Raw genomic sequence first — 24,657 nt, 5'->3', positions numbered from 1 at the left:
CCAGCGGTTCCGTACGTCAGAAGCGTGGTGGCGGGTCGATGCCGTTGGGCAGTCCATCGGGCGCGAGCGTCGCCGGATGGGGAGGCGGCGGCACCGCCACCACGTTTCCGCTCCCGACGCCCCGGACGATCTGGCTGGGACGCAGCAGCATCGCCCCCGCGCGGGTCCGGTCGCGAAGCGCGGCTGCCCGCCAGGTCAGCACCGGATGCGACGACATCGCGTTGGTCAGGAAGGTGAAGAACCCGCGCTCGTGGGTCGCCCGGTCGGCGAACTGGTCGAAGTCCACCGCCGAGAGCATGTACTTGCCGGCGGCCAGGACCCCCATCGCCCCGGGCGCCCCACCGGGTCTGGCGTAGTACCCGTAGTTGTCCGCGCTGTACTCCTGCGCGCGGGACAGGGCGGCGCCGAGCACCGGGATGTTCATGCCGACGATCGTCGAGAGCTGTCGCCAGTACGAGGTGTGCCCGGCGGCGATGTGCCCGACCTCGTGGCCGATGATGAACTCGAGCGCCTGCGGGTCCCGGGCGGCGCCGCCCACCTCGAACAGGTCGGAGTACACGACGACGAATCGCCGGAACCCGTGCCCGGAGGCGAATGCGTTGATCGCGCCGTTGCCGAGGACGACGTAGGCATCCGGCACGTACTCCAGTCCGAAGCGGGCTGCGGCTTCGACGACCATCCGGTGTCCGTCGGGGAACTGGGTCGGCGTCATCTGTACGCCGTTGACCCGCGGTGATGCATAGGTCAGGCCGCGAATCACGAACAGCAGGAGCGGAAACAGCAACGCGCCCAACAGGAGTTGATCGAGGGTGCCCAGCGCCACGAGGACGATGATCGCCGCGTACCCGAGCACCGTCGCGAGGATCACCAGCACGAGGGTGGGGATCTCCCAGGGGTGCAGCCGCGGCCGCGCGGCGTAGTGCGCCGGGCGCAGCCACCGGCGACCGGGGTCGGCGGGCGCGGGTGGTGGCGGGTCGGCGACACCGGGCACGTTGGGGATCGGCGCCCCGGAGGCGGGTGCGCCGGCGGCCGGCTCGCGGGGGACGGGCAGGGGCGTGTCCACGCCCTCAATCTATAGTGACGCCATGCGTGTCTACCTCGGTGCCGACCATGCCGGATTCGAACTCAAGAACCAGATCGCAGACCATCTCGAGGCCACCGGCCACGAGGTCGTGGACTGCGGTGCCCACGAGATGGACCCCGCCGACGACTACCCGGCGTTCTGCATCGCCGCCGCGGCCAAGACCGTCGCCGACCCCGGCAGCCTGGGAATCGTGCTCGGCGGCAGCGGCAACGGCGAACAGATCGCCGCGAACAAGGTCCCCGGCGCGCGTTGCGCACTCGCCTGGAGCGTCGAGACCGCCCAGCTCGCCCGGCAGCACAACAACGCACAGCTCATCGGCATCGGCGGCCGGATGCACAGCACCGCCGAGGCGCTGGCCATCGTCGACGCGTTCCTGGCCACCCCGTGGTCGGAAGAGGCGCGGCACCAGCGGCGCATCGACATCCTCGCGGAGTACGAGCGCACCGGCGAGGCTCCTGAGGTGCCGGGGGCCCCGGCCCAGTAGGTCTCGGCCGAGTCCGTGCCCGAGGGCCACACTCTCCATCGACTGGCCCGCCGGCAGCAGCGACTGTTCGGCGGGCAGCGGGTTCGCGTCAGCAGCCCGCAGGGTCGCTTCGCCGACGGTGCGGCGATGGTGGACGGACTCACCTTCCACGCGGCCGAGGCCTGGGGCAAGCATCTCGTCCATCGTTACCGGGACGGGCGTGCCGAACGAATGGTGCACATCCACCTCGGGCTGTACGGCTCGTTCACCGAACTCGCGGTGCCCGTGCCGGAACCGGTCGGGCAGGTTCGACTCCGCATCGAGACCGAGACCGCCGGAACGGACCTTCGGGGTCCGACGGCGTGTGAGATCTACCACCCCGCCGATCTCGAGGCGTTGGTCGCCCGACTCGGTCCGGATCCGCTGAGACGCGACGCCGATCCCGGCCGGGCATGGTCGGCGATCTCGCGGTCCGCGCGGCCCGTCGGCGCCCTGCTGATGGACCAGAAAGTCATCGCCGGGATCGGCAACGTGTATCGCGCCGAGATCCTCTTCCGCGCCGGCATCGATCCGATGAGGCCCGGAAAGCATGTTCTCCGAGACGAATTCGACGCTCTGTGGTCCGACCTGGTGACTCTCATGAAGATCGGCGTGCGTCGTGGACGCATTCACGTGATCCGGCCCGAAGACGATTCCGGGGCGCCGTCCTACGCCCCGAACCGTCCGCGGACCTACGTGTACCGGCGGGCGGGCGAGCCATGCCGGATCTGCGGGACACCCGTCCTGATCGCCGATCTGGAGGCCCGAAAACTGTATTGGTGCCCCGTCTGCCAGACCTGACAGGTTACTGCCCGGTCGGTGTGGATAGCCGAACCTTAGTAGCATGTGCGGAGCCGTGAGGTTCTTACTCATGCGAACGGTCGGGGAGACAAGAGGGGCAGTGTGACAATCAGCGAAAGCATCCGGTCTCATGCCGGACTGATCTCGCGGGGCGAGGTGTCCCCACTCCGAGACGTACCTTTCCACGGCGCGGCCGACGCGCCGATCACCCGTCGTGTGCTGGCCGGTGGGGACCTTTTCCCGGAGGCGGAGAAGCGCGTCGTGGCACATGAGATGCGGGCCGTCTCGGCGGCTTCACGTGACTACTGCGAGCCGCACGTGCACGACTGCCCGGAGATCAACATCCTGCTGTCGCTCGACCGTCTGGTCTACGAGATCACGCTCGGGGACGAGGTCTATGAGGTCGAGGCGCCCGCGAGCATCTACATACCGGCCGGCCTGGTGCACAGCGCCAACGTGATCGAGGGCAGCGGTTTCTTCGTGGCGATCATCGAGACCGCCGACTACGTAGCCAAACCGCCACCGGCGCAAGCATCCTGATCGGTCACGGCTGCGAGGTGCGGGCCGCGGCGCCATGACACGGTCGAGGTGGGAATCTCAGGGAGCCCTCAGCGCTCCTGCGGGCGGTTCATACGTCCGGGACCCACCATGGGTGAGGTGCAGCATGTCAGAACCCGGCCCCGGCCCGGCAGGACGCCGACGATCACCGTCTTCGTGGTCGGCGGGACGGGGGAGTCGTACCCCGGTGACCCACGGGCCGAGGTGTCCGGGCTCCTCACCGGAGTGGCCGACGAACTCGATGACCGCTTCGACTGTCGGTGGATCGGATACCCCGCGAGCTATGGTCCCGCCCCGCGTCCGGGCGGGATGAGTTTCGTCGAGAGCGTCGGGATCGGTGCGGGCCGACTGCGGGCGGCCATCCGCGCCACGGCAGGACCGGTCGCGCTGGTGGGTTACTCGCAGGGGGCCGTGGTCATCCGATCCGCGGTCGCCGATCTGGCGACCGGGGACGCCGAGACTGCATCCGACCTGGACCGGGTACTCGGTGTCGGGCTGGTCGCCGACCCGCACCAGCCGCCGGGCGTGGTGCCCGGTTGCGACGGGTGGGGAGTCGCCGGCCCGGGAGCGGATCTGCCGACCGGGCTGCCCGTGTACTGGGTGGGCGCGTCCCAGGACGTGATCTGCAACGCCGACGCGGACTCGCTTGTCCGCGACGTCGCCGACCTCACCGGCTCTATGACGCTGGCCGGGCTCGGCCGATGGGGGAGGAGTGCGTGGGATGTGTTGCGCGCCAACGACTTGCAGAACGCACGGCGGACGTCGGTCCGGCCGGCGCAGTGGCGGCGCGACCCCGGGCGGATGCTGGCGGCGTGGCGTGAGGTCAGGTGCTACCTCCCGTCGCGCATCCGGGTGGGTGGTGTGTGGCTGACCAACGCCGTGGGTGGCCGGCACACGTCGTATCGGAGCGACCCCTATCGGCGGACCTCGGTCACCGATCCGGCGTCCACCGGTTGTCAGGTCATCGCCCAGTGGCTTCAGGTCCAGGCGACGTTCGCCGACCAGGCCGCCACCTGGTCACACGACAGAGGGCCGGTCACCTGACGGTGACCGGCCCTCGTAGTCTGCTCGAGACTAGGTGTTCTGATACTTCCCACCGATGGTGTTGCGCACCACGATCGGGGTGTTGCGGGGAACGTTGTCGTAGACCCACTTGGCGTGATCGTTGGTGACGTTGATGCAGCCGTGGCTCACGTTGCTGCGACCCTGCTGATTGACCGACCAGGGGGCGCCGTGGATGAAGATGCCGTCCCACGACATCCGGGTCGCGTACTCGACGTAGGTGCGGTAGCCCTCGGCGGAGTCGACCGGGACGCCGTACGTGGACGAGTCCATGTACATGTCGCGGTACTTCTCCTTGGTGTAGTACACGCCGTTCGAGGTGGGGTTCTTGTCCGAACCCATCGAGATCGGCATCGTCCGGACGACCTTGCCGTTGTGCCACCAGGTGATGGTGTGGGTGTTGTCGTCGGCCAGGGCGATGTAACCGGTCTCGGTCTTGACGTTCGGGATGACCGGCCCGGCCGGCTTCTCCTCGGTCGTCGACGGCGGCGGCTGCGGAGCTTCGGGGGTGGTCGGCGCCGGCGGGGTCGGCAGACCGGGGACCGCGGGGATCTCGACCGGCGGCAGGCCGGGGATCACGGTGACCGGGACGGCGTTGGCGACGCCGGGAAGTGCGAGGGTCATGGCCAGGACGCCGAAGACGACAGCCGCGAGTCGTCGAGCCGAACGGCGGCGCGAGGCGCGCGGGGTCGGCAGGTGAGAGTTCAACACAGGTCGTACCTTCGGTTCGATGGTTCGTTCGCGCATCGGCCTGAGCGCGGAACCATCGTTACACAACCGTTGCCTTGGGTCCAAGGAGCGGGTCACGCCGAATGACGCCGCCATCGCGAACCCTCAGTACGACGTGGCAAAACCCAAGGTAGCGCCGTTGTCGACACCGCGTGTGACGGTCGTCACATTCGAGGTCGCGCATACGCAGCGGGTTCCGGCGTGGACTCATTGTGGCCGCTGGACCCTCGTATGCAACAGGATCGTTTGTCCCACTGGGGACTGCTCGTTCGGGGCGCCGTGTTCCCGCTCAGGCGGGTTGTGGATGTTCGGTGCGAAGGTGTTGCGCAGGTTGCGAACACGCCTCGTCCCGGCAGACGAGCATCACGTCGACGCGACCGATGCCGGCCTCGGACTCGGTCACGTCTCGGCGGACGTACAGGGGTGCGCCGCAGGATCCGCACCGGCGTTGGGTTTTCGTGTGGCTGGAGGACATGGGTCAACGGTACGCCAGGTGTGGCGTGGATCACAGGACGAGTCCGGACCGGCGGGATGTGGTCCGGTTGGGTGACTTGGGCGGGGATCTGTGACATCGCCGACCCGAATCGCATGTGGTTCGCAGACAGCGGAGGAACGTGAGGGAAACGCCAGGCCAGTTCGCGCCCTGCCCACCACCGATCGTCTCGACCGGCCCCGGCGATTCGTCGGCACCCGGGCACCCGGAGGAGGAGGCGACTCCCGAGATCGTCTACGAGTACGCGCCCCTGCCGTTGCCGTGGAACAAGCCGCCGGAGCCGCCCAACTAGGCGCACGGAGTAGCCCGGACCGACGAAAAAGGCTCGGAGATAGTGTCTCCGAGCCGGTGGAGCGGGTGACGGGAATCGAACCCGCGTAGCTAGTTTGGAAGACTAGGGCTCTACCATTGAGCTACACCCGCGTTGCTCGCGGTGACCGTCGAGATCCCGGCGTCGCGTGCGATGAGTGACTGTACCGGCAGCGGCGCCGGAACCGAAATCGGGGTGGATGCGACGAGGTGGCATCCGACGGACGACCATCGGTTCCGGCGTCGCCGCGGCACCCGTGCGCGGGCCCGGCCGCGGTGGCACGTACTATCTCTTGTTGGCCCTGATGCGCGGTCGCCCTCCGGGGTTCCCTCGCGTGTTCGGACCCCGGGATGTGGCGCAGCTTGGTAGCGCATCCGCTTTGGGAGCGGAGGGTCGCAGGTTCAAATCCTGTCATCCCGACTTGATCGATGTGGCCCGACCGGTCACCCGGTGCACGGCCCGCGAACGACCGAACTTCCACCACCGTAGATATAAGGAGTATTCAGGCGTGAAGAGCACTGTCGAGCAACTCACCCCGACCCGGGTCAAGCTCAACGTCGAGGTCCCGTTCGAGGAGCTGTCGGCAGACTTCGACCGGGCCTACCGGTCGTTGGCCCAGCAGATCCGGATCCCCGGATTCCGTCCGGGCAAGGCGCCCGCGAAGCTGATCGAGGCCCGTGTCGGCCGCGATTCGATTCTCGCGCAGGTCGTGAACGACGCCATCCCGGCCAAGTACTCCGAGGCCGTCGCCGAGACCGAGACCAAGGCCATCGGCCAGCCCGAGATCGACCTGTCCGAGCTGAAGTACGGCGAGTCGGTCACCTTCACGGCCGAGGTCGACGTCCGTCCCGAGATCACCCTGCCCGACTACTCGACCCTGTCGGTCGAGGTCGACGCGATCGAGGTCGACGAGGCGGCGGTCGACGAGCAGCTCGAAGGCCTGCGCGCCCGCTTCGGCACCCTCAAGGGCGTCGAGCGCGGCGTGGAGAACGGCGACTTCGTGTCGATCGACCTGGCCGCGACCGTCGACGCCGAGGCCGTCGAGGAGGCCACCACGGAGGGGCTGTCCCATGAGGTCGGCTCCGGCCAGCTCATCGACGGACTCGACGAGGCGCTCATCGGCCTGAAGGCCGGCGAGGACAAAGAGTTCACGACCAAGCTCGTCGCCGGCGATCACGCGGGCGAGGAGGCCCTCGTGAAGGTGACCGTGCAGTCGGTCAAGGAGCGCGAGCTGCCCGAGGTCGACGATGAGTTCGCCCAGATGGCCAGCGAGTTCGACACCGTCGAGGAGCTGCGCGCCAGCCTCGMCGAGCGGGTCGAGCAGTCCGCGAAGCTGGAGCAGGCCAACAAGATCCGCGACGCGGTGCTCGACAAGCTCCTCGAGACCGTCGAGATCCCGCTGCCGGAGAAGGTCGTCGACGAAGAGGTCGAGGGTCAGCAGCACCAGGTCATCCACGCGCTCGGACACGACGACGAGCAGGTCGCCAAATTCCTCGAGGCGCAGGGTAAGACCCGCGAGGAGTGGGATGCCGAGTCCCGTGCTGAGGCGGAGAAGTCGGTCAAGCAGCAGCTGCTGCTCGACGCGATCGCCGATCAGCAGGACACCGAGGTCAGCCAGGACGAGCTGACCCAGCAGATCATCTTCACCGCCCAGCGCTACGGCATGCAGCCGCAGGAGTTCATCCAGCAGCTGACGCAGGCCAACCAGGTCGGCGCCGTCTACGCCGACGTCCGGCGCGGCAAGTCGCTGGCGAGCATCGTCGGCGACGTGACCGTCACCGACACCAAGGGCGCCACCGTCGACACCGCCGAGTACTTCGGCGGCAACGACGACGCCGACGAGTCCGCTGCGGACGAGTCCGACTCCGACAACTGATCGGGCTCCCGCGGTCCAGCACAGCCGCACTTTTCTCCGCGATCGCCGGTCCTCGAAGTACGAGGGCCGGCGATCGCCGTCGGTCCACCATCACACACGGGCCGTTCACGGTGCCGAAGGCCGTTCTGCTCTCAGCGAAGAGGCGTGTCCTCGGGAGTGTCCGCGGGTGTCGATTGGTTAGTGTCGGTGAGGACGTCATCAGAGAAGCATTCGATGTGCGTGCGCGTCACCCGCGGGTGACGCGCAGGTCATGACAACAAGGCAAAGGTAGGAACCCGTGAGTGAGCCGACCATCCACACACCCACGATGAGTTCGGGTGTGGCTGGGTTGAACCTGACCGATTCGGTGTTCGAGCGTCTGCTGCGCGAGCGCATCATCTTCCTGGGCACCCAGGTCGACGACGACATCGCGAACCGGCTGTGCGCGCAGATCCTGCTGCTCTCGGCCGAGGACCCGCAGAAGGACATCCACCTCTACATCAATTCGCCCGGTGGATCGGTGACCGCCGGAATGGCGATCTTCGACACCATGCAGCTCGCAGAATGCGACGTCGCGACCTACGCGATGGGTATGGCGGCGTCGATGGGCCAGTTCCTGCTCGCCGCCGGCGCCAAGGGCAAGCGACATGCACTGCCGCACGCGCGCATCATGATGCATCAGCCGTCCGCCGGCATCGGTGGTACCGCCGCCGACATCGCCATCCAGGCAGAGCAATTCGCGCTCACCAAGAAGGAGATGAACCGGCTCAACGCCGAGTTCAGCGGTCAGCCGCTCGAGAAGATCGAGGCCGACGCCGACCGCGACAAGTGGTTCACCGCGGAAGAGGCCAAGGAGTACGGCTTCGTCGACAAGGTGATCGCGCGCCCGGGTCGGTGAGACCCCGGTCCGACGACCGCTCCCGTACCCACCGCCGAGCCACCTCTACCCAATGGAGCAACAGATGACCAACTCCCTTTCCTTCGACGGCATGCCCGCCGAGGTCGCCGCCGGCATCCCCGCGTCGGCCCTGGCGCTGAAGAACATCGAAGCGCGGTACATCCTGCCGTCGTTCATCGAGCACACCCCGAACGGCCAGCGACAGTACGACCCGTACGCGAAGCTGTTCGAAGAGCGGATCGTGTTCGTCGGCACGCCGATCGACCAGGTCGTGTCCAACGACGTCATGGCGCAGCTGCTCGTCCTCGAATCGCAGGACCCCGACCGCGACATCACCATGTACATCAACTCGCCCGGTGGCAGCGTGCCCGACATGCTCGCCATCTACGACACGATGCAGTACGTGCACTGTGACATCGTGACCGTCTGCCTCGGTGAGGCGGCCTCGGCGGCGGCGATCCTTCTCGCCGGCGGAACCCCGGGCAAGCGTGCGGCGTTGCCGAACGCCACGGTCCTGATCCACCAGCCGCGCACCGGCGGCGCCTACCAGGGTCAGGTCTCCGACCTCGAGATCCAGGCCGCCGAGATCGAGCGCATCCGCGATCGCCTCGACGAGATCCTGGCCAGCCACACCGGTCAGGACAAGGAGAAGATCCGCAAGGACACCGACCGCGACAACATCCTGACCGCGGCCGCGGCCAAGGAGTACGGCATCGTCGACGAGGTCTTCGAGTACCGCAAGAAGTCGATGAAGAAGTAGTCCTGGCCAAGAAGTAGTTGTGGCAGTGCAGAAGTCCCGGTGATTTTCTGCCGCGACATTTGGCCTTATCGGTCGAAGTTCGAGCGACACGCGGGTACCGTCGGGTTACTGGGCATTCGAGTGTCGATCAAATGACCCATGCCCGGCTGCGTGCGACGCGACGGACCAGACACGACAGTCCGGCAACGAGGAAGTAGGTACAGCGCGAGATGGCACGAATCGGAGACGGCGGCGACCTGCTCAAGTGCTCTTTTTGCGGCAAGAGCCAGAAGCAGGTGAAGAAGCTCATCGCCGGCCCCGGCGTGTACATCTGCGATGAGTGCATCGACCTGTGCAACGAGATCATCGAAGAGGAACTGGCCGAGAACGGCGACGTCAAGCTCGACGAGCTGCCGAAGCCGACCGAGATCCGTGACTTCCTCGAGAAGTACGTCATCGGCCAGGACACGGCGAAGCGGACGCTCGCGGTGGCGGTCTACAACCACTACAAGCGCATCCAGGCGGGCGAGAAGAAGGACGCCCGGACGGGTGAGACCGTCGAGCTGATGAAGTCGAACATCCTGATGCTCGGCCCCACCGGATGCGGCAAGACGTACCTGGCGCAGACCCTCGCGAAGATGCTCAACGTGCCGTTCGCGATCGCCGACGCAACCGCGCTGACCGAGGCCGGATATGTCGGCGAGGACGTCGAGAACATCCTGCTCAAGCTGATCCAGGCCGCCGACTACGACGTCAAGCGTGCCGAGACCGGCATCATCTACATCGACGAGGTCGACAAGATCGCCCGCAAGAGCGAGAACCCGTCGATCACGCGCGATGTGTCCGGTGAGGGAGTCCAGCAGGCGCTGCTGAAGATCCTGGAGGGCACGCAGGCGTCGGTGCCGCCGCAGGGTGGACGCAAGCATCCGCATCAGGAGTTCATCCAGATCGACACGACGAACGTGCTGTTCATCGTGGCCGGCGCGTTCGCCGGTCTGGAGAAGATCGTGTCCGAGCGGATCGGCAAGCGCGGTCTCGGCTTCGGCAACGAAGTGGCGAGCAAGGACGAGGTGGACACCTCGGATCAGTTCGCCGACGTCATGCCGGAGGACCTGATCAAGTTCGGGCTGATCCCGGAGTTCATCGGCCGTCTGCCGGTCGTCGCGTCGGTGACGAACCTGGACAAGGACTCGCTGGTGAGCATCCTGTCGGAGCCGAAGAACGCGCTGGTGAAGCAGTACACCCGGCTGTTCGACATGGACAATGTCGAGCTGGAGTTCACCAAGGACGCCCTCGAGGCGGTCGCCGATCAGGCCATTCACCGCGGCACCGGTGCCCGCGGCCTGCGGGCCATCATGGAAGAGGTCCTGCTGCCGGTGATGTACGACATCCCGAGCCGCGACGACGTCGAGAAGGTCGTCGTGACCGGGGAGACCGTCCGCGACAACGTCCTCCCGACGATCGTGCCCCGCAAGGCTTCCAGCGACGAGCGTCGCGACAAGAGCGCCTGACGATCACGATCATCTGACGACGAGAAGCCCCGCCCGGCGCTCCGGGCGGGGCTTTCTCTTGTCCATCTCGCCCCGCGGCGGTGCCGCATCGAGCACACTGAGCGATGTGACTCAACACGGATCGGATACCTCGGTGCTCGCCGGCCTGGTGCTGGCGGGCGGACGTTCGCGACGGATGGGCAGCGACAAGGCCGCGCTCGACTGGGACGGTGAACCCATGCTCGCGCGAGTGGTGCGGGTGGTGTCCCAGCGCTGCGATCCGGTGCTGGTCGTCGCGGGCGAGACGTCCGCCGCATTCCGCGGCGTCGACGACATCCGCGACCGGGCGGCGCCGGGGATCGACTCGTCGAAGGTGCACTGGGTGACCGACGAACAGGAGGGGACGGGTCCGCTCGGCGGGCTCGTCGCGGGCCTGTCCGCGGCGGCTGCCGCGGGTGCCGAGTTCGCGTTCGTCTGTGCCACGGACATGCCGCTGATCGCGCCGGAACTGATCGACGAGCTGCGGCTGGGGCTGACCGACTCGACGCAGGCGGTCATCGCCCACGACGCCCAGCGGGATCATCCGATGGCGGGGATCTACCGCACGGATGCCGCGGCGATGATCGCGGATGTCGTCGCCGGCGGCGAACGGCGCATGCTGGGCGCGATCGAGGCGCTCAACACCCATCGGGTGGGGATCTCCGATCCGGACTGGCTGGTCAACGTCAACGCGCCTGAGGACCTGCACAGATTGCGCGTCTCCGCGGGTTAGCACGAAGCGCTCGGGCGCGGACGGGTCCCGGGCGAGGTCCGGCCCGGCGAAAACATAGAATAGCGGCCGTGACATCACCCGACCAGACATCCGCGTTGCCCGAGACAGCGTCGCCCCGGACTGCCGTACCCGAGACCGGGTTGCCGAAGTCCTGGGACCCCGCTGAGCACGAGGCGTCGCTCTACCAGGGCTGGGTGGACGCCGGGTACTTCACCGCGGACGCGGCGAGTGACAAGCCGCCGTTCTCCATCGTGATCCCGCCGCCGAATGTCAATGGCTCGCTGCACATGGGCCACGCCTACGAGCACGTCCTGATGGACGCGCTCTCGCGTCGTCGTCGGATGCAGGGCTACGAGGTGCTGTGGCTCCCCGGCATGGACCACGCGGCGATCGCGATGCAGACGATGGTCGAGCGAAAACTCGCCACCGAGGGCAAGACGCGCGACGACCTCGGCCGGGAAGCGTTCATCGACCGCGTGTGGGCCGAGAAGGCCGAGATCAGCGGCAACATCGGCGAGCAGATGCGCCGGCTCGGCGACAGTGTCGACTGGTCGCGCGAACGCTTCACGATGGACGAGGGTCTGTCGCGCGCGGTGCACACCGTCTTCAAGAAGATGTTCGACGACGGGCTGATCTATCAGGCCGAGCGCCTCGTCAACTGGTCGCCGGTCCTCAAGACCGCCGTCAGCGACATCGAGGTGAGTTACGCCGACGTCGAGGGCGAGCTCGTCAGCTTCCGCTACGGGTCACTCGACGACACCGAGCCTCACATCGTCGTCGCGACGACCCGACTCGAGACGATGCTCGGCGACACCGCGATCGCGGTGCACCCCGACGACGAACGGTATGCCCACCTGGTCGGCACCGCACTGCCGCACCCCTTTGTCGACCGGATGATCCCGATCGTCGCCGATGATTACGTCGACCCCGAATTCGGCAGCGGCGCAGTCAAGATCACGCCGGCACACGACCCCAACGACTTCGCGCTCGGGCAGCGACACAACTTGCCGATGCCGACGATCATGGACGAATCGGCCCGGATCGCCGACACCGGAACCGAATTCGACGGCATGGACCGCTTCGAGGCGCGTGTCAAGGTGCGCGAGGCGCTGGCCGAACAGGGCCGGATCGTGAAAGAGGTGCGTCCGTACCTGCACAGCGTCGGGCATTCGGAGCGCACCGGCGAGCCGATCGAACCGCGCCTGTCGATGCAGTGGTGGGTGGCGGTCTCCACGCTGGCCGCGGCGGCCGGCGACGCGGTGCGGGACGGGTCCACGGTGATCCACCCGAAGTCGATGGAGCCGCGCTGGTTCAGCTGGGTCGACGACATGCACGACTGGTGTATCTCGCGTCAGCTGTGGTGGGGTCACCGCATCCCGATCTGGTACGGACCCGACGGCGAGGTGGTGTGCGTCGGACCCGACGAGCAGGCCCCCGAGGGTTACGTCCAGGAGACCGACGTCCTCGACACCTGGTTCTCCTCCGGGCTGTGGCCGTTCTCCACGATGGGCTGGCCCGATCAGACCGCGGATCTCGAGAAGTTCTATCCCACCTCGGTTCTCGTCACCGGGTACGACATCCTGTTCTTCTGGGTGGCCCGCATGATGATGTTCGGCACCTATGTGGGCAAGGATCTGGGTCCGGGCAACGAGATCCCGTTCCACAACCTGTTCCTGCACGGCCTGGTGCGCGACGAGCACGGCCGCAAGATGTCGAAGTCGAAGGGCAACGGCATCGACCCGCTCGACTGGGTGGAGCGCTTCGGGGCCGACGCCCTGCGCTTCACGCTCGCCCGCGGTGCCAACCCCGGTTCGGACATCTCGGTCGGCGAGGACCACGCCCAGTCGTCGCGCAACTTCGCCACCAAGCTCTACAACGCCACCAAGTTCGCGTTGATGAACGGCGCGAAGGTCGGCGAGCTCCCCGACGCCGAGACGCTGACCGACGCCGACCGGTGGATCCTCGGCCGGCTCGACGAGGTGCTCGCCGAGATCGACGCCGGGTTCGAGTCCTACGAGTTCTCGAAGGCATGCGAGGCGCTCTACCACTTCGCGTGGGACGAGGTCTGCGACTGGTACCTCGAACTCGCGAAGGTGCAGTTCGCCGAGAACGACGAGAAGCGTTCGGAAGCAACGTCGCTCGTGCTGGGCGCGGTCCTAGAGCCGTTGCTGCGCGCGCTGTCGCCGGTGATGCCGTTCGTCACCGAGGTGCTGTGGAAGGCGCTCACCGGGGGTGAATCGCTCGTGGTCGCCCCCTGGCCGACCACTTCCGGACGCGATTGGTCGTCGGATTCGGCCGCCCGCGTGGACGATCTGCAGCGACTGATCACCGAGGTGCGGCGTTTCCGCAGCGATCAGGGTCTCCGTCCGGGCCAGCGCGTCGCCGTGCAGTTCGACGGACTCGGCGAAGCCGGGCTCGAACACCTGCTGCCGTACGTGACCTCCCTCGCGCGCCTGGACCCGGCCGGTCCCGACTTCGGCGCGACCGCGACCATCGAGGTCCGCCTGAGCGTGGCCACCGTGGTCGTCGCGATCGACACCTCGGGCACCGTCGACGTCGAAGCCGAACGCAAGCGGCTCGCCAAGGACCTGGCGGTGGCCGAGAAGGAACTGTCGACGACCTCGGCGAAACTGGGCAACGAACAGTTCCTGTCCAAGGCGCCCGACCACGTGGTCGCCAAGATCCGGGACCGTCAGCGGATCGCGACCGAAGAGGTCGAACGGTTGAACGCGAAGCTGGCGAGTCTGGCCGGCGCGTGAGCGACGACACCGGTTTCCCCGAAGAGGATCCAGCCGTCCTGGGAATGGATGCGGCAGGCGACCCCCTGGGTCTCTCGGCGATCCTGGGGGAGGACGAACCCGATCCGGATGCCGAGCCGGCGCGGCTGCGCGTCACCGACAGCGCCGACGATCTCGCCGAACTCGCCGAGGTCGAGGCCGAGCTCGACACCCGGTGGCCCGAGACCAAGATCGAGCCGTCGCTGACCCGCATCGCGACGCTCATGGATCTGCTCGGATCCCCCCAGCACGGATACCCCGCGATCCACATCGCCGGGACGAACGGCAAGACGTCGGTCACCAGGATGGTCGACGCGTTGCTGTCCGCGCTGCACCGGCGCACGGGCCGGATCACGAGTCCGCACCTGCAGCGCGTCACCGAGCGGATCTCGGTCGACGGCAAGCCGATTCCGGCACGCACCTACATCGACACCTATCGGGAACTCGAGCCGTACATCACCATGGTCGACGATTCGTCGACGGCGGCGGGTGGACCCCGGATGAGCAAGTTCGAGGTGCTGACCGCGATGGCGTATGCGGTCTTCGCCGAGGCGCCGGTGGACGTCGCCGTCGTCGAGACGGGCATGGGCGGTCGGTGGGATGCGACCAACGTCATCGACGGCACGGTCTCGGTCATCACACCGATCGCGATGGACCACGCGGACTATCTCGGCGACACCCTGACCGCCATCGCGGGGGAGAAGGCCGGCATCATCAAGCCCGCCGAACCCGATGCGGTCGGCACCGTCGATCCCGTCACGGTGATCGCCGAACAGGGCCCCGAGGTCATGGACGTCCTGCTGCGCGCGGCCGTCGATGCGGGCACCATCGTCGCCCGCCAGGGATCGGAGTTCGCGGTCCTCGACTCGGTCATCGCCGTCGGTGGGCAGATGCTCACCATCCAGGGGCTCGGCGGTGTCTACGACGAGATCTTCGTGCCGCTGCACGGAGCACATCAGGCGGCCAACGCCGCGCTGGCCCTCGCGGCGGTGGAGGCGTTCTTCGGTGCGGGCGCCGATCGTCAGCTCGACATCGACGCGGTGCGTACGGGTTTCGCGTCCGTCGCCAACCCCGGACGGCTCGAGCGACTGCGCAGCGCCCCGACGGTGTTCGCCGACGCGGCGCACAATCCCCACGGAGCCGCGGCGCTGGCACAGGCGCTGGCCGAGGAGTTCGACTTCCGTCGACTCGTCGGCGTCATCGGCGTGCTGGGTGACAAGGACGCCCGCGGAGTCCTCGAAGCCCTCGAGCCGGTGCTCGACGCGGTCGTCGTCACCGACAACGGGTCGCCACGGGCCCTGGACCCCGAGACGCTCGCGGAGTACGCGCGAGAGGTGTTCGGCGAGGACCGCGTGGTCGTCAAACCCTTCCTGCCCGACGCCGTCGAGGAGGCCATCGCACTGGCCGAGGAAGCCGACGGCGAGCGCGTGTCCGGTGCGGGCGTGGTCATCACCGGGTCCGTCGTGACCGCCGGTGCCGCGCGAACACTCTTCGGTAAGGAACCCTCATGACCCGGTACACCCCACCCACGAACGATCCGTGGAAGGGGCTCCGCGGCGTGATGGCCGGCACGATGATCCTCGAGGTCATCGTCGTGATCCTGGCGTTCCCGATCGTGTGGCGCCTCGGCGACGGGCTGACCTGGTTGTCGGGCGGATACCTCACGCTCGTCGTCATCGCGATGATCCTGGCCGCCGGGATGCAGGGCCGGCCGTACGCGATCAACCTCGATCTCGGCCTGCAGGTCGTCCTGATCGTCGGCGGTCTCTTCCACTGGTCGATCGCGGTGGTGGGAGTCGTCTTCGGGTCGGTCTGGCTCTACATCCGCTACATCAAGGCCGACGTCGAGAAACGGGTCGAACGCGGGATGCTGCCCGGCCAGGAGCCGATCGAGTAATCGGAACCGGCGGCCGCGGCCGTCTCGCCCCCGGCTGTCCCACCAGCGGTGTTCTCTTTGCTCAGGGCGGGGTTTGGTGGCCGCAAGACCTGTGGCCGGACCGTTATCGCCGAACCCGGGCGGCCAAGTGGGCTTGCTGTAACAATGGCCCATGCCGCGGGGGCGACAAGTCGATCCTCGCAGCTTGTCGAAACCTTCCCGAGACACCCGATGTGAGGACATACGTGCAGTTCCAGCTCTTCCGGACCACCTCCGCCCGAACCCGACGCCCCGTGCTCCCCGTCGTCGTCCTCGCGGGCGCGGCGCTCGCACTGACCGTCCCGGCCACGGCGGCTGCCGAACCGGAGCAGGACCAGGCACCCATCGGGATCGCGAACCTCATACCCGCCGCGGACGCACCTGTTCCCGTCGGTCCGGGGGAGTACAGCTATGTCGCCACCCACGAGATCACCCAGCGTGCCGCGACCATGAAGGCGCCCGAGGCCATCGCCAGCCTCCCGGTGCCCGCCCAGTACCGGCCCGCGAATCTCGGTCTGGCGCAACAGTTCGATCTCGCGCTCGCCGGCGCGCTCGCCTCGCCCGGCGGCTGTCTGCAGGTGGTCGTCGATCCGCGCTCGCGCACCGGCAGCCTCTTCGACTACGGCTTCTTCCCGGTCGCCGGTGAGTACTGCTCCTGACCGGTACGTGACCGTAGCCGGTCGATAGGGTGTCAGTCGTGACTGAACGCACTCTCGTACTCATCAAGCCGGACGGCGTCGAACGCAACCTCGTCGGCGACATCATCAGCCGTATCGAGCGCAAGGGCCTGACCCTGGTGGCTCTCGAACTCAAGACCGCGAGCGACGAGGTCGCTCGCGGGCACTACGCCGAGCACGAGGGCAAGCCGTTCCACCCCTCGCTGCTCGAGTTCATCACGTCCGGCCCGCTGGTCGCGGCCGTTCTCGAGGGGCCCCGCGCGGTGGCGGCGTTCCGCCAGATCGCCGGCGGTACCGACCCGGTCGAGAAGGCCGTGCCCGGAACGATCCGTGCCGACTTCGCGCTCGACACCCAGTACAACCTGGTCCACGGGTCCGATTCGCCCGAATCGGCACAGCGCGAGATCGCTCTCTGGTTCCCCGGACTCGAGGGCTGAACGCGAGCGCCTCGGCTCGACGCGCAACGTCAAACGCTCATCCTTTGCGGTCATCCGACCGCGATGTGGGATACTTGCACAGTTATCGCCGACACACTTTGTCGACGACGACCGGATGACGCGCCCCGGTACCGGCGCGTCGCGGTGCGGCACTGACGCACCGCGACGCCACGGAACCGCAGCTGACCCCACCGAGTTCGCCCTGCTGCCAGCGGGCGAACACTCAGGTTCCGCCTGTGCCCGGTGGCGTGGAAAGCGATCAGGGACGCGGTCATCGACACAGCAAGAGCGTCGTCGGACGATCCGTGAGACGGACCGCCGCGACGACGCGCAGACCACACAACACCGGTCCGATGAGGACCGGGACACAGAGCAGACCCTCGCGTGGCCGCGTCAGCCCGACGCGCCCGGGGGTTCGAGGAGACTGAGTGACCGACAACGGGTCGCCGGCTGACGCGAACGCAGCGTCGGAATCGGCGGAAGAATTTCCCAGCAAGCTTCGTGTGCACGCCCTGGCCCGCTTCCTGGGCCTGACGAGTCGACAGGTACTGGCTCACCTGGCGAATCTCGGTGTGCAGAGCCGCAGCCCGCAATCCAGCGTTGATCGTGACCTGGCGAAAGCCGTGGCCGAACGGGTGCGCTCCGGCGTCGACGAGACCGGCGAGACGCCCCCGCAGGCCGCCCCGGCCGGCGACGCGGCTCTGAGTGACGCCACTGCCGGCACGACGGCGGCCGAGGCCCCTGCCGACACCTCGCCGACGGACGCGGCACAGGCCGAGGCGGCATCGGTCGAAGCCGTACCAACCGAGGCGGTGTCCGCCGAAGCGGCGCCCGCCGACGACGCATTGACAGCCAAAGTCGCATCGACCGAGGATGCTGCACCGACCACCGCCGACGACTCGCCCGCGGCATCGACCGCGGCCGAGGCCCCGACGTTGTTCTCGGCCGCCCAGTACGACGCACCGGTTGCGACCCCGGCCGCGGAGACCGACGCCTCGACCGGCGCGCAGCCGCTGTTCCTGCAGCCTCAGGCCCCGGCCGACAAGCCACGCGCCGCCCGCTCGGGTCGTGCGAAGACCCGCGCTGAGACGGGCGCGAAGGACGAGTCGGCGGACACCCCGGCAGACGAGTCCGCCGCTGCCGAGACCGCGACCTCGACATCAGCGGACGCGCCCGCCCGTTCGGACAGGTCGAGAGCCGATGATTCGACCACAGCTGACCGAGACGCCGACGTCCCGACCCCGGACGACTCCGGCGCCGACGACGCCGATGATTCGAACGCTGATGATTCCAACGCTGATGATTCCGGGTCGGGTCGGAGTCGCCGGCGTCGACGCGGACGTCGTGGACGCGGGCGCGGTCGGGGAGACCAGGGGGGCGACTCTGATTCGGACACGGATGAGTCCGACGCCGAGGCGTCCGATGCCGATGAGTCGACCGACGACGGGGCAACCGATGCCGACACGGACTCGGAGGACACCACGTCCGACGAGTCGGCCGAGGACTCGCGCTCGGAGGAGGGCCGTCCGTCGGGCAAACGCACCCGCCGCCGCAGCCGTCGTTCGGGTGCGGACAAGGCGGAGGACTCCGAGGCGTCCGGCGCCGCGGGCGACCGCGCCGACGAGTCCGGCGACGATGCCGACACCGCCGATAGCGAAGACGCATCCGATGACGACGACTCCGGTGACTCCTCGTCGACTCGCCGCCGCCGTCGCCGGCGCCGCCGCAAAGGCGGCGGCGAACCCGATGAGGCGTCTCCCGACGATCCGCCGAACACGGTGGTGCACGAGCGCGAGCCGCGCAGCAAGCGGGCACGCGACGAGGTGCAAGGCATCTCGGGGTCGACCAGACTCGAGGCCAAGCGTCAGCGCCGGCGCGACGGGCGCGATGCCGGCCGGCGTCGTCCGCCGATCCTGACCGAGTCGGAGTTCCTGGCGCGCCGTGAGGCGGTCGACCGCGTCATGGTCGTCCGAGAGCGCAGCGCGAACAGCCGCATCTCCGGTAACGACGGGCACGAGCACGCCGCGGTCGAGGACTACACGCAGGTCGCGGTCCTCGAGGACGGTGTCCTCGTCGAGCATTTCGTGACGACCGCGACGTCGTCGTCGATGGTCGGCAACATCTACCTCGGACGCGTCCAGAACGTCCTTCCGGGTATGGAAGCCGCATTCGTCGACATCGGTCGCGGACGCAACGGCGTGCTCTACGCCGGTGAGGTCAACTGGGACGCTGCCGGACTCGACGGCGGTTCGCGCAAGATCGAGCAGGCGCTCAAGCCCGGCGACAACGTGCTCGTCCAGGTCAGCAAGGACCCGGTGGGTCACAAGGGCGCCCGTCTGACCACGCAGATCTCCCTCGCCGGCCGCTACCTGGTGTACGTGCCCGGCGGTTCGTCGACCGGGATCAGCCGCAAGCTGCCCGACGTCGAGCGCAAACGTCTCAAGCAGATTCTGGCGAAGCTCGTCCCCGACGAGGCCGGGGTCATCATCCGCACCGCGTCGGAGGGAGTCAGCGCCGAGGAACTCGGTGCCGACATCGCCCGCCTCGAGTCGCAGTGGAAGTCCATCGACGAGGCGGTGGCCCAGGCCAAGAAGGGTGGGTCGTCGAGCCCGAAGCCGCTGTACGAGGAGCCCGACCTCCTGGTTCGCGTCGTCCGTGATCTGTTCAACGAGGACTTCAAGAAGCTCGTCGTCGAAGGTGACAAGGCCTGGAACCTGGTCGAGGGTTACGTCAGCTCGGTGGCCTCGGATCTCATGGAGCGGGTCGAGAAATTCGACAAGCCGCACGCCGACGCGCCGGATTCGTTCGTCGTGCACCGCATCGACGAGCAGCTCGCGAAGGCGCTCGACCGCAAGGTGTGGCTGCCCTCCGGCGGCACGCTGATCATCGAGCACACCGAGGCGATGACCGTCGTCGACGTCAACACCGGCAAGTTCACCGGCTCGGGTGGCAACCTCGAGGAGACGGTGACGCGCAACAACCTCGAAGCCGCCGAGGAGATCGTGCGGCAGATGCGGTTGCGCGACATCGGCGGGATGATCATCGTCGACTTCATCGACATGGTCCTCGAGTCGAACCGGGATCTGGTGCTCCGCAGGCTCACCGAGGCGCTCGCTCGTGATCGCACCCGTCACCAGGTGTCCGAGGTGACCTCGCTGGGCCTCGTCCAGATGACACGTAAACGTCTGGGAACCGGTCTGCTGGAAGCGTTCTCGACCACCTGCACCGCCTGCAGCGGTCGAGGCATCATCGTGCACGCGAATCCCGTCGAGGTGAAGACCGACGACTCTTCGCGTGGCGACGGTGCCGGTTCGAAGCGGTCCCGTCGAGGCAAGAAGAAGGCCGACGCGCAACCGGAGGCAGCTGCCCCGGCCGTCGCGCCCGCTCACAAGCCGGCCGAACACCCGATGTTCCGGGCGATGGCGGCGCACGCGCACGACGACGAACACGACCAGGAGTCCGGCGCGACCACCGACGGTGACACCACGAGTCAGGCCGAGGACGCGCCGAAGCCCGTCTTCGAGGCGTCGTCGCCGCAGCAGACGGCCGACAGCCGGGTGGACACCGCTGTTGCCGAGCCGACCGAGACCCTGCCGTATCCGGTGGCGACGGAACCGGCTGAGATGGATTCGGCTGGGACGGAATCGGCTGAGTCCGAACCTGCGGCGGTCGAGACGGAGCCCGAGCCGGCCGGCTCGGCCACCGACGGACAGGCTCCGGCGGCCGCACGGCGTCGTCGGCGGGTCGTCCGGCGTCCGGCGCAGACGACCACACCGCCCGACACCGTGGTGATGACCGCGGCGGATGTCGCCGCGGAGACGCCGGTGACGACCTCGGGTCCGGTCTCCACCGGGAACTCGGAGGCGGCGGTCGCGGTACGGCGCCGGCCGCGCAAGCGCAGCGCGGGCCGTCCCGCGGGACCGCCACCGGCCGACGACTGATCCGGGTGACCGGGCCGCGTCGGACCCGGGTCGGGCTAGTTTGACCCGACCGCCGACGTTCCCGTAACCTTGGAAAGTCGCCTCCCGCGGAGGGTCTGCGCTGTTCTGCCCGCTTCGGCACAGCAACGGTGCGTAGTCCGTCGGCAGGCCCTCTGGTGCGAACCGCAGCTTCCCCGGCCACATGCCCGGGTGCCCTGCGGCCCGCCCCGGCACGCACAACACAAACGCCCCAGGAGCGCTCGCGCCCCCAGGGTCCGAGTAGACGAGTAAGAGGAATACTTCGATGGCAACGTACGCGATCGTCAAGACCGGCGGTAAGCAGTACAAGGTCGCTGAAGGCGACACTGTGAAGGTCGAGAAGATCGACGGAGAGATCGGCAGCACGGTGAGCCTGCCGGTCGCGTTGGTCGTCGACGGGTCGAACCTGACCACCGATGCCGACAAGCTGGCCAAGATCTCGGTCACCGGCGAGGTCGTCGACCACGTCAAGGGCCCCAAGATCCGCATCCACAAGTTCAAGAACAAGACCGGCTACCACAAGCGCCAGGGTCACCGTCAGAAGCTGACGGTCCTCAAGGTCACCGGCATCAAGTAGTTCGACCCGCTTCGAGAAGACCTCAGGAGGACTGACACATGGCACACAAGAAGGGCGCGTCCAGCTCGCGCAACGGTCGCGATTCCAACGCCCAGCGACTCGGCGTGAAGCGCTTCGGCGGCCAGCAGGTGAGCGCAGGTGAGATCCTGGTCCGCCAGCGCGGCACCAAGTTCCATCCCGGCGTCAACGTCGGTCGCGGTGGCGACGACACCCTGTTCGCGCTCGCCGCGGGCGCGGTGGAGTTCGGCTCCAAGCGTGGCCGCAAGACGGTCAACATCGTCCCGGAAACCGCTTCGGTCTGACCTGAGCAACCGGCACGACAAGCTCTTACACAGGGCGGGCAGGGTCATCGCGTACCCCGCCCGCCCTGTTCTTTTTTGACGGAAGAAGGATTTCGATGTCTCGGTTCGTCGACCGCGTGACCATCCACGTCGCCGCGGGGAACGGCGGCCACGGCTGCGCGTCGGTCCATCGCGAGAAGTTCAAGCCTCTCGGCGGACCCGACGGCGGAAACGGCGGCAACGGCGGGTCCGTGCGGCTCGTCGTCGACCCCCAGGTGCACACGCTCCTCGACTTCCACTTCCACCCGCACGCGAAGGCCTCCAACGGCAAGCCCGGGGCCGGCGACAACCGCGACGGCGCCACCGGCGGCGACCTCGTCCTCAAGGTTCCCGACGGCACGGTCGTCCTCGACGAGCGCGGCACGATCCTCGCCGATCTGGTCGGCGAGGGGACGGTCTTCGAGGCCGCGCAGGGGGGCCGCGGCGGGCTGGGGAACGCGGCGCTCGCGTCGAAGGCGCGCAAGGCCCCCGGCTTCGCCCTGCTGGGCGAAGAGGGGCAGCAGCGTTCGCTGGTCCTGGAACTCAAGTCGGTCGCCGACGTCGGGCTCGTCGGTTTCCCGTCGGCCGGCAAGTCGTCGCTGGTGTCGGTGCTCTCGGCCGCCAAGCCGAAGATCGCGGACTACCCGTTCACCACGCTGGTCCCGAACCTCGGGGTCGTGCAGACCGCGGGCGACGTGTTCACCATCGCCGACGTCCCCGGTCTGATCCCGGGCGCCTCGACCGGCCGCGGGCTCGGCCTCGAGTTCCTCCGCCACCTCGAGCGCTGCGCGGTGCTCGCGCATGTCGTCGACTGCGCCACACTGGAACCCGGGCGCGACCCGATCTCCGACATCGATGCGCTCGAAGCCGAGCTGGCCGCGTACGTCCCGGCACTCGACGACGACCACGGACTCGGCGACCTCGCCTCCCGCCCCCGCGTGGTGATCCTCAACAAGCTGGACGTACCCGACGCCGCCGAGCTCGCCGACCTCGTCGAACCCGAACTGGCCGAACGTGGTTGGCCGGTGTTCCGGATCTCGGCGGTCGCCCACGAAGGTCTGCGCGAGCTCACCTTCGCGCTGGCGCGGATGGTGCGCGAATACCGAGAGGCCCAGCCCGCCAAGGTCGCCCGGCGGGCGATCATCCGCCCCAAGGCCGTCGACGACATCGGCTTCACGATCGAGACCGACCCGGACAACGAGGGCGGCTTCATCGTCCGCGGTTCGCGCCCGGAGCGGTGGATCGCGCAGACGCAGTTCGACAACGACGAGGCCGTCGGCTACCTCGCCGATCGGCTCAACCGGCTCGGCGTCGAAGACGAACTGGTGAAGCGGGGTGCACAACCGGGTGCGCCCGTCACCATCGGTGCGGTCACGTTCGACTGGGAACCGTCCACGCCGATGGGCGACGACGTCCCGATCACCGGGCGCGGCACCGACATCCGGCTCGATCGTTCCGATCGCGTCGGCGCTGCCGAACGCAAACAGGCTCGTCGCCTGCGGCGCGGGCTGCCGGACGAGGACGGCGGGGAGCGGGACCTCCCGTGAGCACCGGTTCCGCCGACCGCGTTCGCGAGGGGTCGGTACGCGACCGGATCGCGCACGCGCGCAGCGTGGTCGTGAAGATCGGGTCGTCGGCACTCACCGACCTCACCGAGGGACTCGACCGCAACCGCCTCGACGCACTGGCCGACGCGCTCGAGGTCCGGATGCGGGCCGGGTCGGATGTGATCGTCGTGTCCTCGGGGGCCATCGGGGCCGGGATCGCCCCGCTCGGACTCAAGAAGCGGCCCACGGATCTCGCCACCAAGCAGGCGGCGGCAAGCGTCGGGCAGCTGGCCCTCGCACATGCGTGGGGTACGTCGTTCGCGCGCTACGGCCGCACCGTGGGGCAGGTCCTGCTCACCGCCGACGACATCTCCAACCGCGGTCACCACGCGAATGCCCAACGGACACTTGACCGTCTGCGTTCACTCGGCGCCGTGGCGGTGGTGAACGAGAACGACACCGTGGCCACCAACGAGATCCGTTTCGGTGACAACGACCGGCTGGCCGCGCTCGTTGCCCATCTGTCGGGTGCCGATGCGCTCATCCTGCTCTCCGACGTCGACGGGCTCTACGACGGTGATCCGCGCCGGGTCGACGTCGACGGCCGTCGTGCCCGGTTGATACCCGAGGTCAACGGCCCCGAGGACCTCGACGGGGTGATCGCCGGCTCCGGCGGCGCGCTGGGTACGGGTGGTATGGCGTCGAAACTCGCCGCGGCCCGGTTGTCGGCGGATGCGGGCGTGCCCGTATTGCTGGCGGCCGCCTCGTCGGCGGCGCAGGCGCTGGCCGACGCCTCGGTGGGCACGGTGTTCGCCGCGCGGCCCGAGCGGCTGTCCGCGCGTCGGTTCTGGGTGCGTCACGCCGCCGACGCGCGGGGTCGGATCGTGCTCGACGACGGCGCCGTGGACGCGGTGTCGCGCAAGCGGCGTTCACTGCTCGCCGCGGGGATCGTCGGGGTCACCGGCAGGTTCTACGAGGGCGACGTCGTCGAACTCGTCGACCAGTACGACACGGTGCGGGCCAGGGGAGTCGCGGCCTACGGCGTCGACGACATCGCGTCGATGGTCGGCCGCTCCACCGGCGATCTTCCGCCCGAACTACAGCGCCCGGTGGTGCACGCCGACGATCTGGTGGTCGTGGGCCGCTGACGCGTCC

General features: G+C 68.3%; 23 protein-coding genes and 2 tRNA genes. 21 read left to right on the top strand and 4 right to left on the bottom strand.

The window, feature by feature from the left end:
• Positions 1 to 16: 16 nt before the first annotated feature.
• Positions 17 to 1,063 (bottom strand): M48 family metallopeptidase, encoded by a 1,047-nt coding sequence (locus tag A9310_RS01035; protein WP_065629014.1) that lies wholly within the window; start codon positions 1,061 to 1,063, stop codon positions 17 to 19.
• A gap of 22 nt (positions 1,064 to 1,085) precedes the next feature.
• Between A9310_RS01035 and A9310_RS01030 the strand changes: the two genes are divergently transcribed.
• The 4 genes from A9310_RS01030 (at position 1,086) to A9310_RS01015 (ending at position 3,989) form a co-directional block, all read left to right on the top strand.
• On the top strand, positions 1,086 to 1,568 hold the full coding sequence (locus A9310_RS01030; RefSeq protein ID WP_058250044.1) for a ribose-5-phosphate isomerase: 483 nt from the start codon (positions 1,086 to 1,088) through the stop codon (positions 1,566 to 1,568).
• A gap of 15 nt (positions 1,569 to 1,583) precedes the next feature.
• Entirely contained in the window at positions 1,584 to 2,387 is an 804-nt protein-coding gene (locus A9310_RS01025; RefSeq protein WP_065629013.1) for an Fpg/Nei family DNA glycosylase, read from the top strand.
• 102 nt (positions 2,388 to 2,489) lie between these two features.
• Positions 2,490 to 2,927 (top strand): homocitrate synthase, encoded by a 438-nt coding sequence (locus A9310_RS01020; RefSeq protein WP_078113594.1) that lies wholly within the window; start codon positions 2,490 to 2,492, stop codon positions 2,925 to 2,927.
• Between the two features lie 108 nt (positions 2,928 to 3,035).
• Positions 3,036 to 3,989, top strand: a complete 954-nt coding sequence (locus A9310_RS01015; protein WP_065629012.1) for a PE-PPE domain-containing protein — start codon at positions 3,036 to 3,038, stop codon at positions 3,987 to 3,989.
• Positions 3,990 to 4,019: 30 nt separating this feature from the next.
• Here A9310_RS01015 and A9310_RS01010 read toward each other — a convergent pair whose 3' ends face one another.
• Positions 4,020 to 4,718, bottom strand: a complete 699-nt coding sequence (locus tag A9310_RS01010; protein ID WP_065629088.1) for a L,D-transpeptidase — start codon at positions 4,716 to 4,718, stop codon at positions 4,020 to 4,022.
• Between the two features lie 307 nt (positions 4,719 to 5,025).
• The gene (locus A9310_RS26530) at positions 5,026 to 5,211 is read right to left on the bottom strand and encodes a hypothetical protein (RefSeq protein WP_058250048.1); all 186 of its coding nucleotides are present in this window, start codon (positions 5,209 to 5,211) and stop codon (positions 5,026 to 5,028) included.
• A gap of 139 nt (positions 5,212 to 5,350) precedes the next feature.
• On the opposite strand from A9310_RS26530, the gene A9310_RS25800 reads away from it, so the two are divergent.
• Positions 5,351 to 5,521: a hypothetical protein gene (locus A9310_RS25800; RefSeq protein ID WP_175401035.1), complete on the top strand. Its 171-nt coding sequence runs from the start codon at positions 5,351 to 5,353 to the stop codon at positions 5,519 to 5,521.
• A 57-nt stretch (positions 5,522 to 5,578) separates the two neighbouring features.
• Here the strand turns inward: A9310_RS25800 and A9310_RS01000 are convergent.
• A tRNA-Gly gene (locus A9310_RS01000) sits at positions 5,579 to 5,652 on the bottom strand.
• 233 nt (positions 5,653 to 5,885) lie between these two features.
• On the opposite strand from A9310_RS01000, the gene A9310_RS00995 reads away from it, so the two are divergent.
• The 16 genes from A9310_RS00995 (at position 5,886) to proB (ending at position 24,650) form a co-directional block, all read left to right on the top strand.
• Positions 5,886 to 5,959, top strand: a tRNA-Pro gene (locus tag A9310_RS00995).
• Between the two features lie 88 nt (positions 5,960 to 6,047).
• Positions 6,048 to 7,415 (top strand): trigger factor, encoded by a 1,368-nt coding sequence (gene tig / locus A9310_RS00990; protein WP_065629011.1) that lies wholly within the window; start codon positions 6,048 to 6,050, stop codon positions 7,413 to 7,415.
• Between the two features lie 277 nt (positions 7,416 to 7,692).
• The gene (locus tag A9310_RS00985; protein ID WP_078113597.1) at positions 7,693 to 8,292 is read left to right on the top strand and encodes an ATP-dependent Clp protease proteolytic subunit; all 600 of its coding nucleotides are present in this window, start codon (positions 7,693 to 7,695) and stop codon (positions 8,290 to 8,292) included.
• A gap of 64 nt (positions 8,293 to 8,356) precedes the next feature.
• Positions 8,357 to 9,052, top strand: a complete 696-nt coding sequence (locus tag A9310_RS00980; protein ID WP_058250292.1) for an ATP-dependent Clp protease proteolytic subunit — start codon at positions 8,357 to 8,359, stop codon at positions 9,050 to 9,052.
• Positions 9,053 to 9,261: 209 nt separating this feature from the next.
• Positions 9,262 to 10,542: an ATP-dependent Clp protease ATP-binding subunit ClpX gene (gene clpX, locus A9310_RS00975; RefSeq protein ID WP_058250051.1), complete on the top strand. Its 1,281-nt coding sequence runs from the start codon at positions 9,262 to 9,264 to the stop codon at positions 10,540 to 10,542.
• 106 nt (positions 10,543 to 10,648) lie between these two features.
• Positions 10,649 to 11,293, top strand: coding sequence for a molybdenum cofactor guanylyltransferase (locus A9310_RS00970; RefSeq protein WP_264186770.1), 645 nt, complete (start codon positions 10,649 to 10,651; stop codon positions 11,291 to 11,293).
• Positions 11,294 to 11,388: 95 nt separating this feature from the next.
• Complete coding sequence (locus A9310_RS00965) at positions 11,389 to 14,052, top strand: valine--tRNA ligase (RefSeq protein WP_139104505.1); 2,664 nt, start codon at positions 11,389 to 11,391, stop codon at positions 14,050 to 14,052.
• On the top strand, positions 14,049 to 15,581 hold the full coding sequence (locus A9310_RS00960) for a folylpolyglutamate synthase/dihydrofolate synthase family protein (RefSeq protein WP_065629009.1): 1,533 nt from the start codon (positions 14,049 to 14,051) through the stop codon (positions 15,579 to 15,581). The genes A9310_RS00965 and A9310_RS00960 overlap by 4 nt, the downstream gene beginning before the upstream one ends.
• Positions 15,578 to 15,967, top strand: a complete 390-nt coding sequence (locus A9310_RS00955) for a DUF4233 domain-containing protein (RefSeq protein ID WP_065629008.1) — start codon at positions 15,578 to 15,580, stop codon at positions 15,965 to 15,967. The genes A9310_RS00960 and A9310_RS00955 overlap by 4 nt, the downstream gene beginning before the upstream one ends.
• Positions 15,968 to 16,239: 272 nt before the next feature.
• Positions 16,240 to 16,644 (top strand): hypothetical protein, encoded by a 405-nt coding sequence (locus tag A9310_RS00950; protein ID WP_249356198.1) that lies wholly within the window; start codon positions 16,240 to 16,242, stop codon positions 16,642 to 16,644.
• Positions 16,645 to 16,682: 38 nt separating this feature from the next.
• Positions 16,683 to 17,099 carry a nucleoside-diphosphate kinase gene (gene ndk / locus A9310_RS00945; RefSeq protein ID WP_058250057.1) on the top strand — a complete coding sequence of 139 codons (417 nt, stop codon included), beginning with the start codon at positions 16,683 to 16,685 and terminating at the stop codon, positions 17,097 to 17,099.
• A 428-nt stretch (positions 17,100 to 17,527) separates the two neighbouring features.
• Positions 17,528 to 21,040, top strand: coding sequence for a translation initiation factor IF-2 N-terminal domain-containing protein (locus A9310_RS00940; RefSeq protein ID WP_065629006.1), 3,513 nt, complete (start codon positions 17,528 to 17,530; stop codon positions 21,038 to 21,040).
• 283 nt (positions 21,041 to 21,323) lie between these two features.
• Positions 21,324 to 21,635: a 50S ribosomal protein L21 gene (gene rplU, locus A9310_RS00935; protein ID WP_004019625.1), complete on the top strand. Its 312-nt coding sequence runs from the start codon at positions 21,324 to 21,326 to the stop codon at positions 21,633 to 21,635.
• 38 nt (positions 21,636 to 21,673) lie between these two features.
• Complete coding sequence (gene rpmA / locus A9310_RS00930) at positions 21,674 to 21,937, top strand: 50S ribosomal protein L27 (protein WP_004019626.1); 264 nt, start codon at positions 21,674 to 21,676, stop codon at positions 21,935 to 21,937.
• A 95-nt stretch (positions 21,938 to 22,032) separates the two neighbouring features.
• Complete coding sequence (gene obgE / locus A9310_RS00925; protein WP_065629005.1) at positions 22,033 to 23,502, top strand: GTPase ObgE; 1,470 nt, start codon at positions 22,033 to 22,035, stop codon at positions 23,500 to 23,502.
• Complete coding sequence (gene proB / locus A9310_RS00920) at positions 23,499 to 24,650, top strand: glutamate 5-kinase (RefSeq protein ID WP_065629004.1); 1,152 nt, start codon at positions 23,499 to 23,501, stop codon at positions 24,648 to 24,650. The genes obgE and proB overlap by 4 nt, the downstream gene beginning before the upstream one ends.
• The last annotated feature ends 7 nt before the right edge of the window (positions 24,651 to 24,657 follow it).

The organism is Gordonia sp. UCD-TK1, from assembly GCF_001691435.1.
Taxonomy (GTDB): Bacteria; Actinomycetota; Actinomycetes; order Mycobacteriales; family Mycobacteriaceae; genus Gordonia; species Gordonia hongkongensis.
This window is presented reverse-complemented; position numbering and strand designations above follow the sequence as displayed.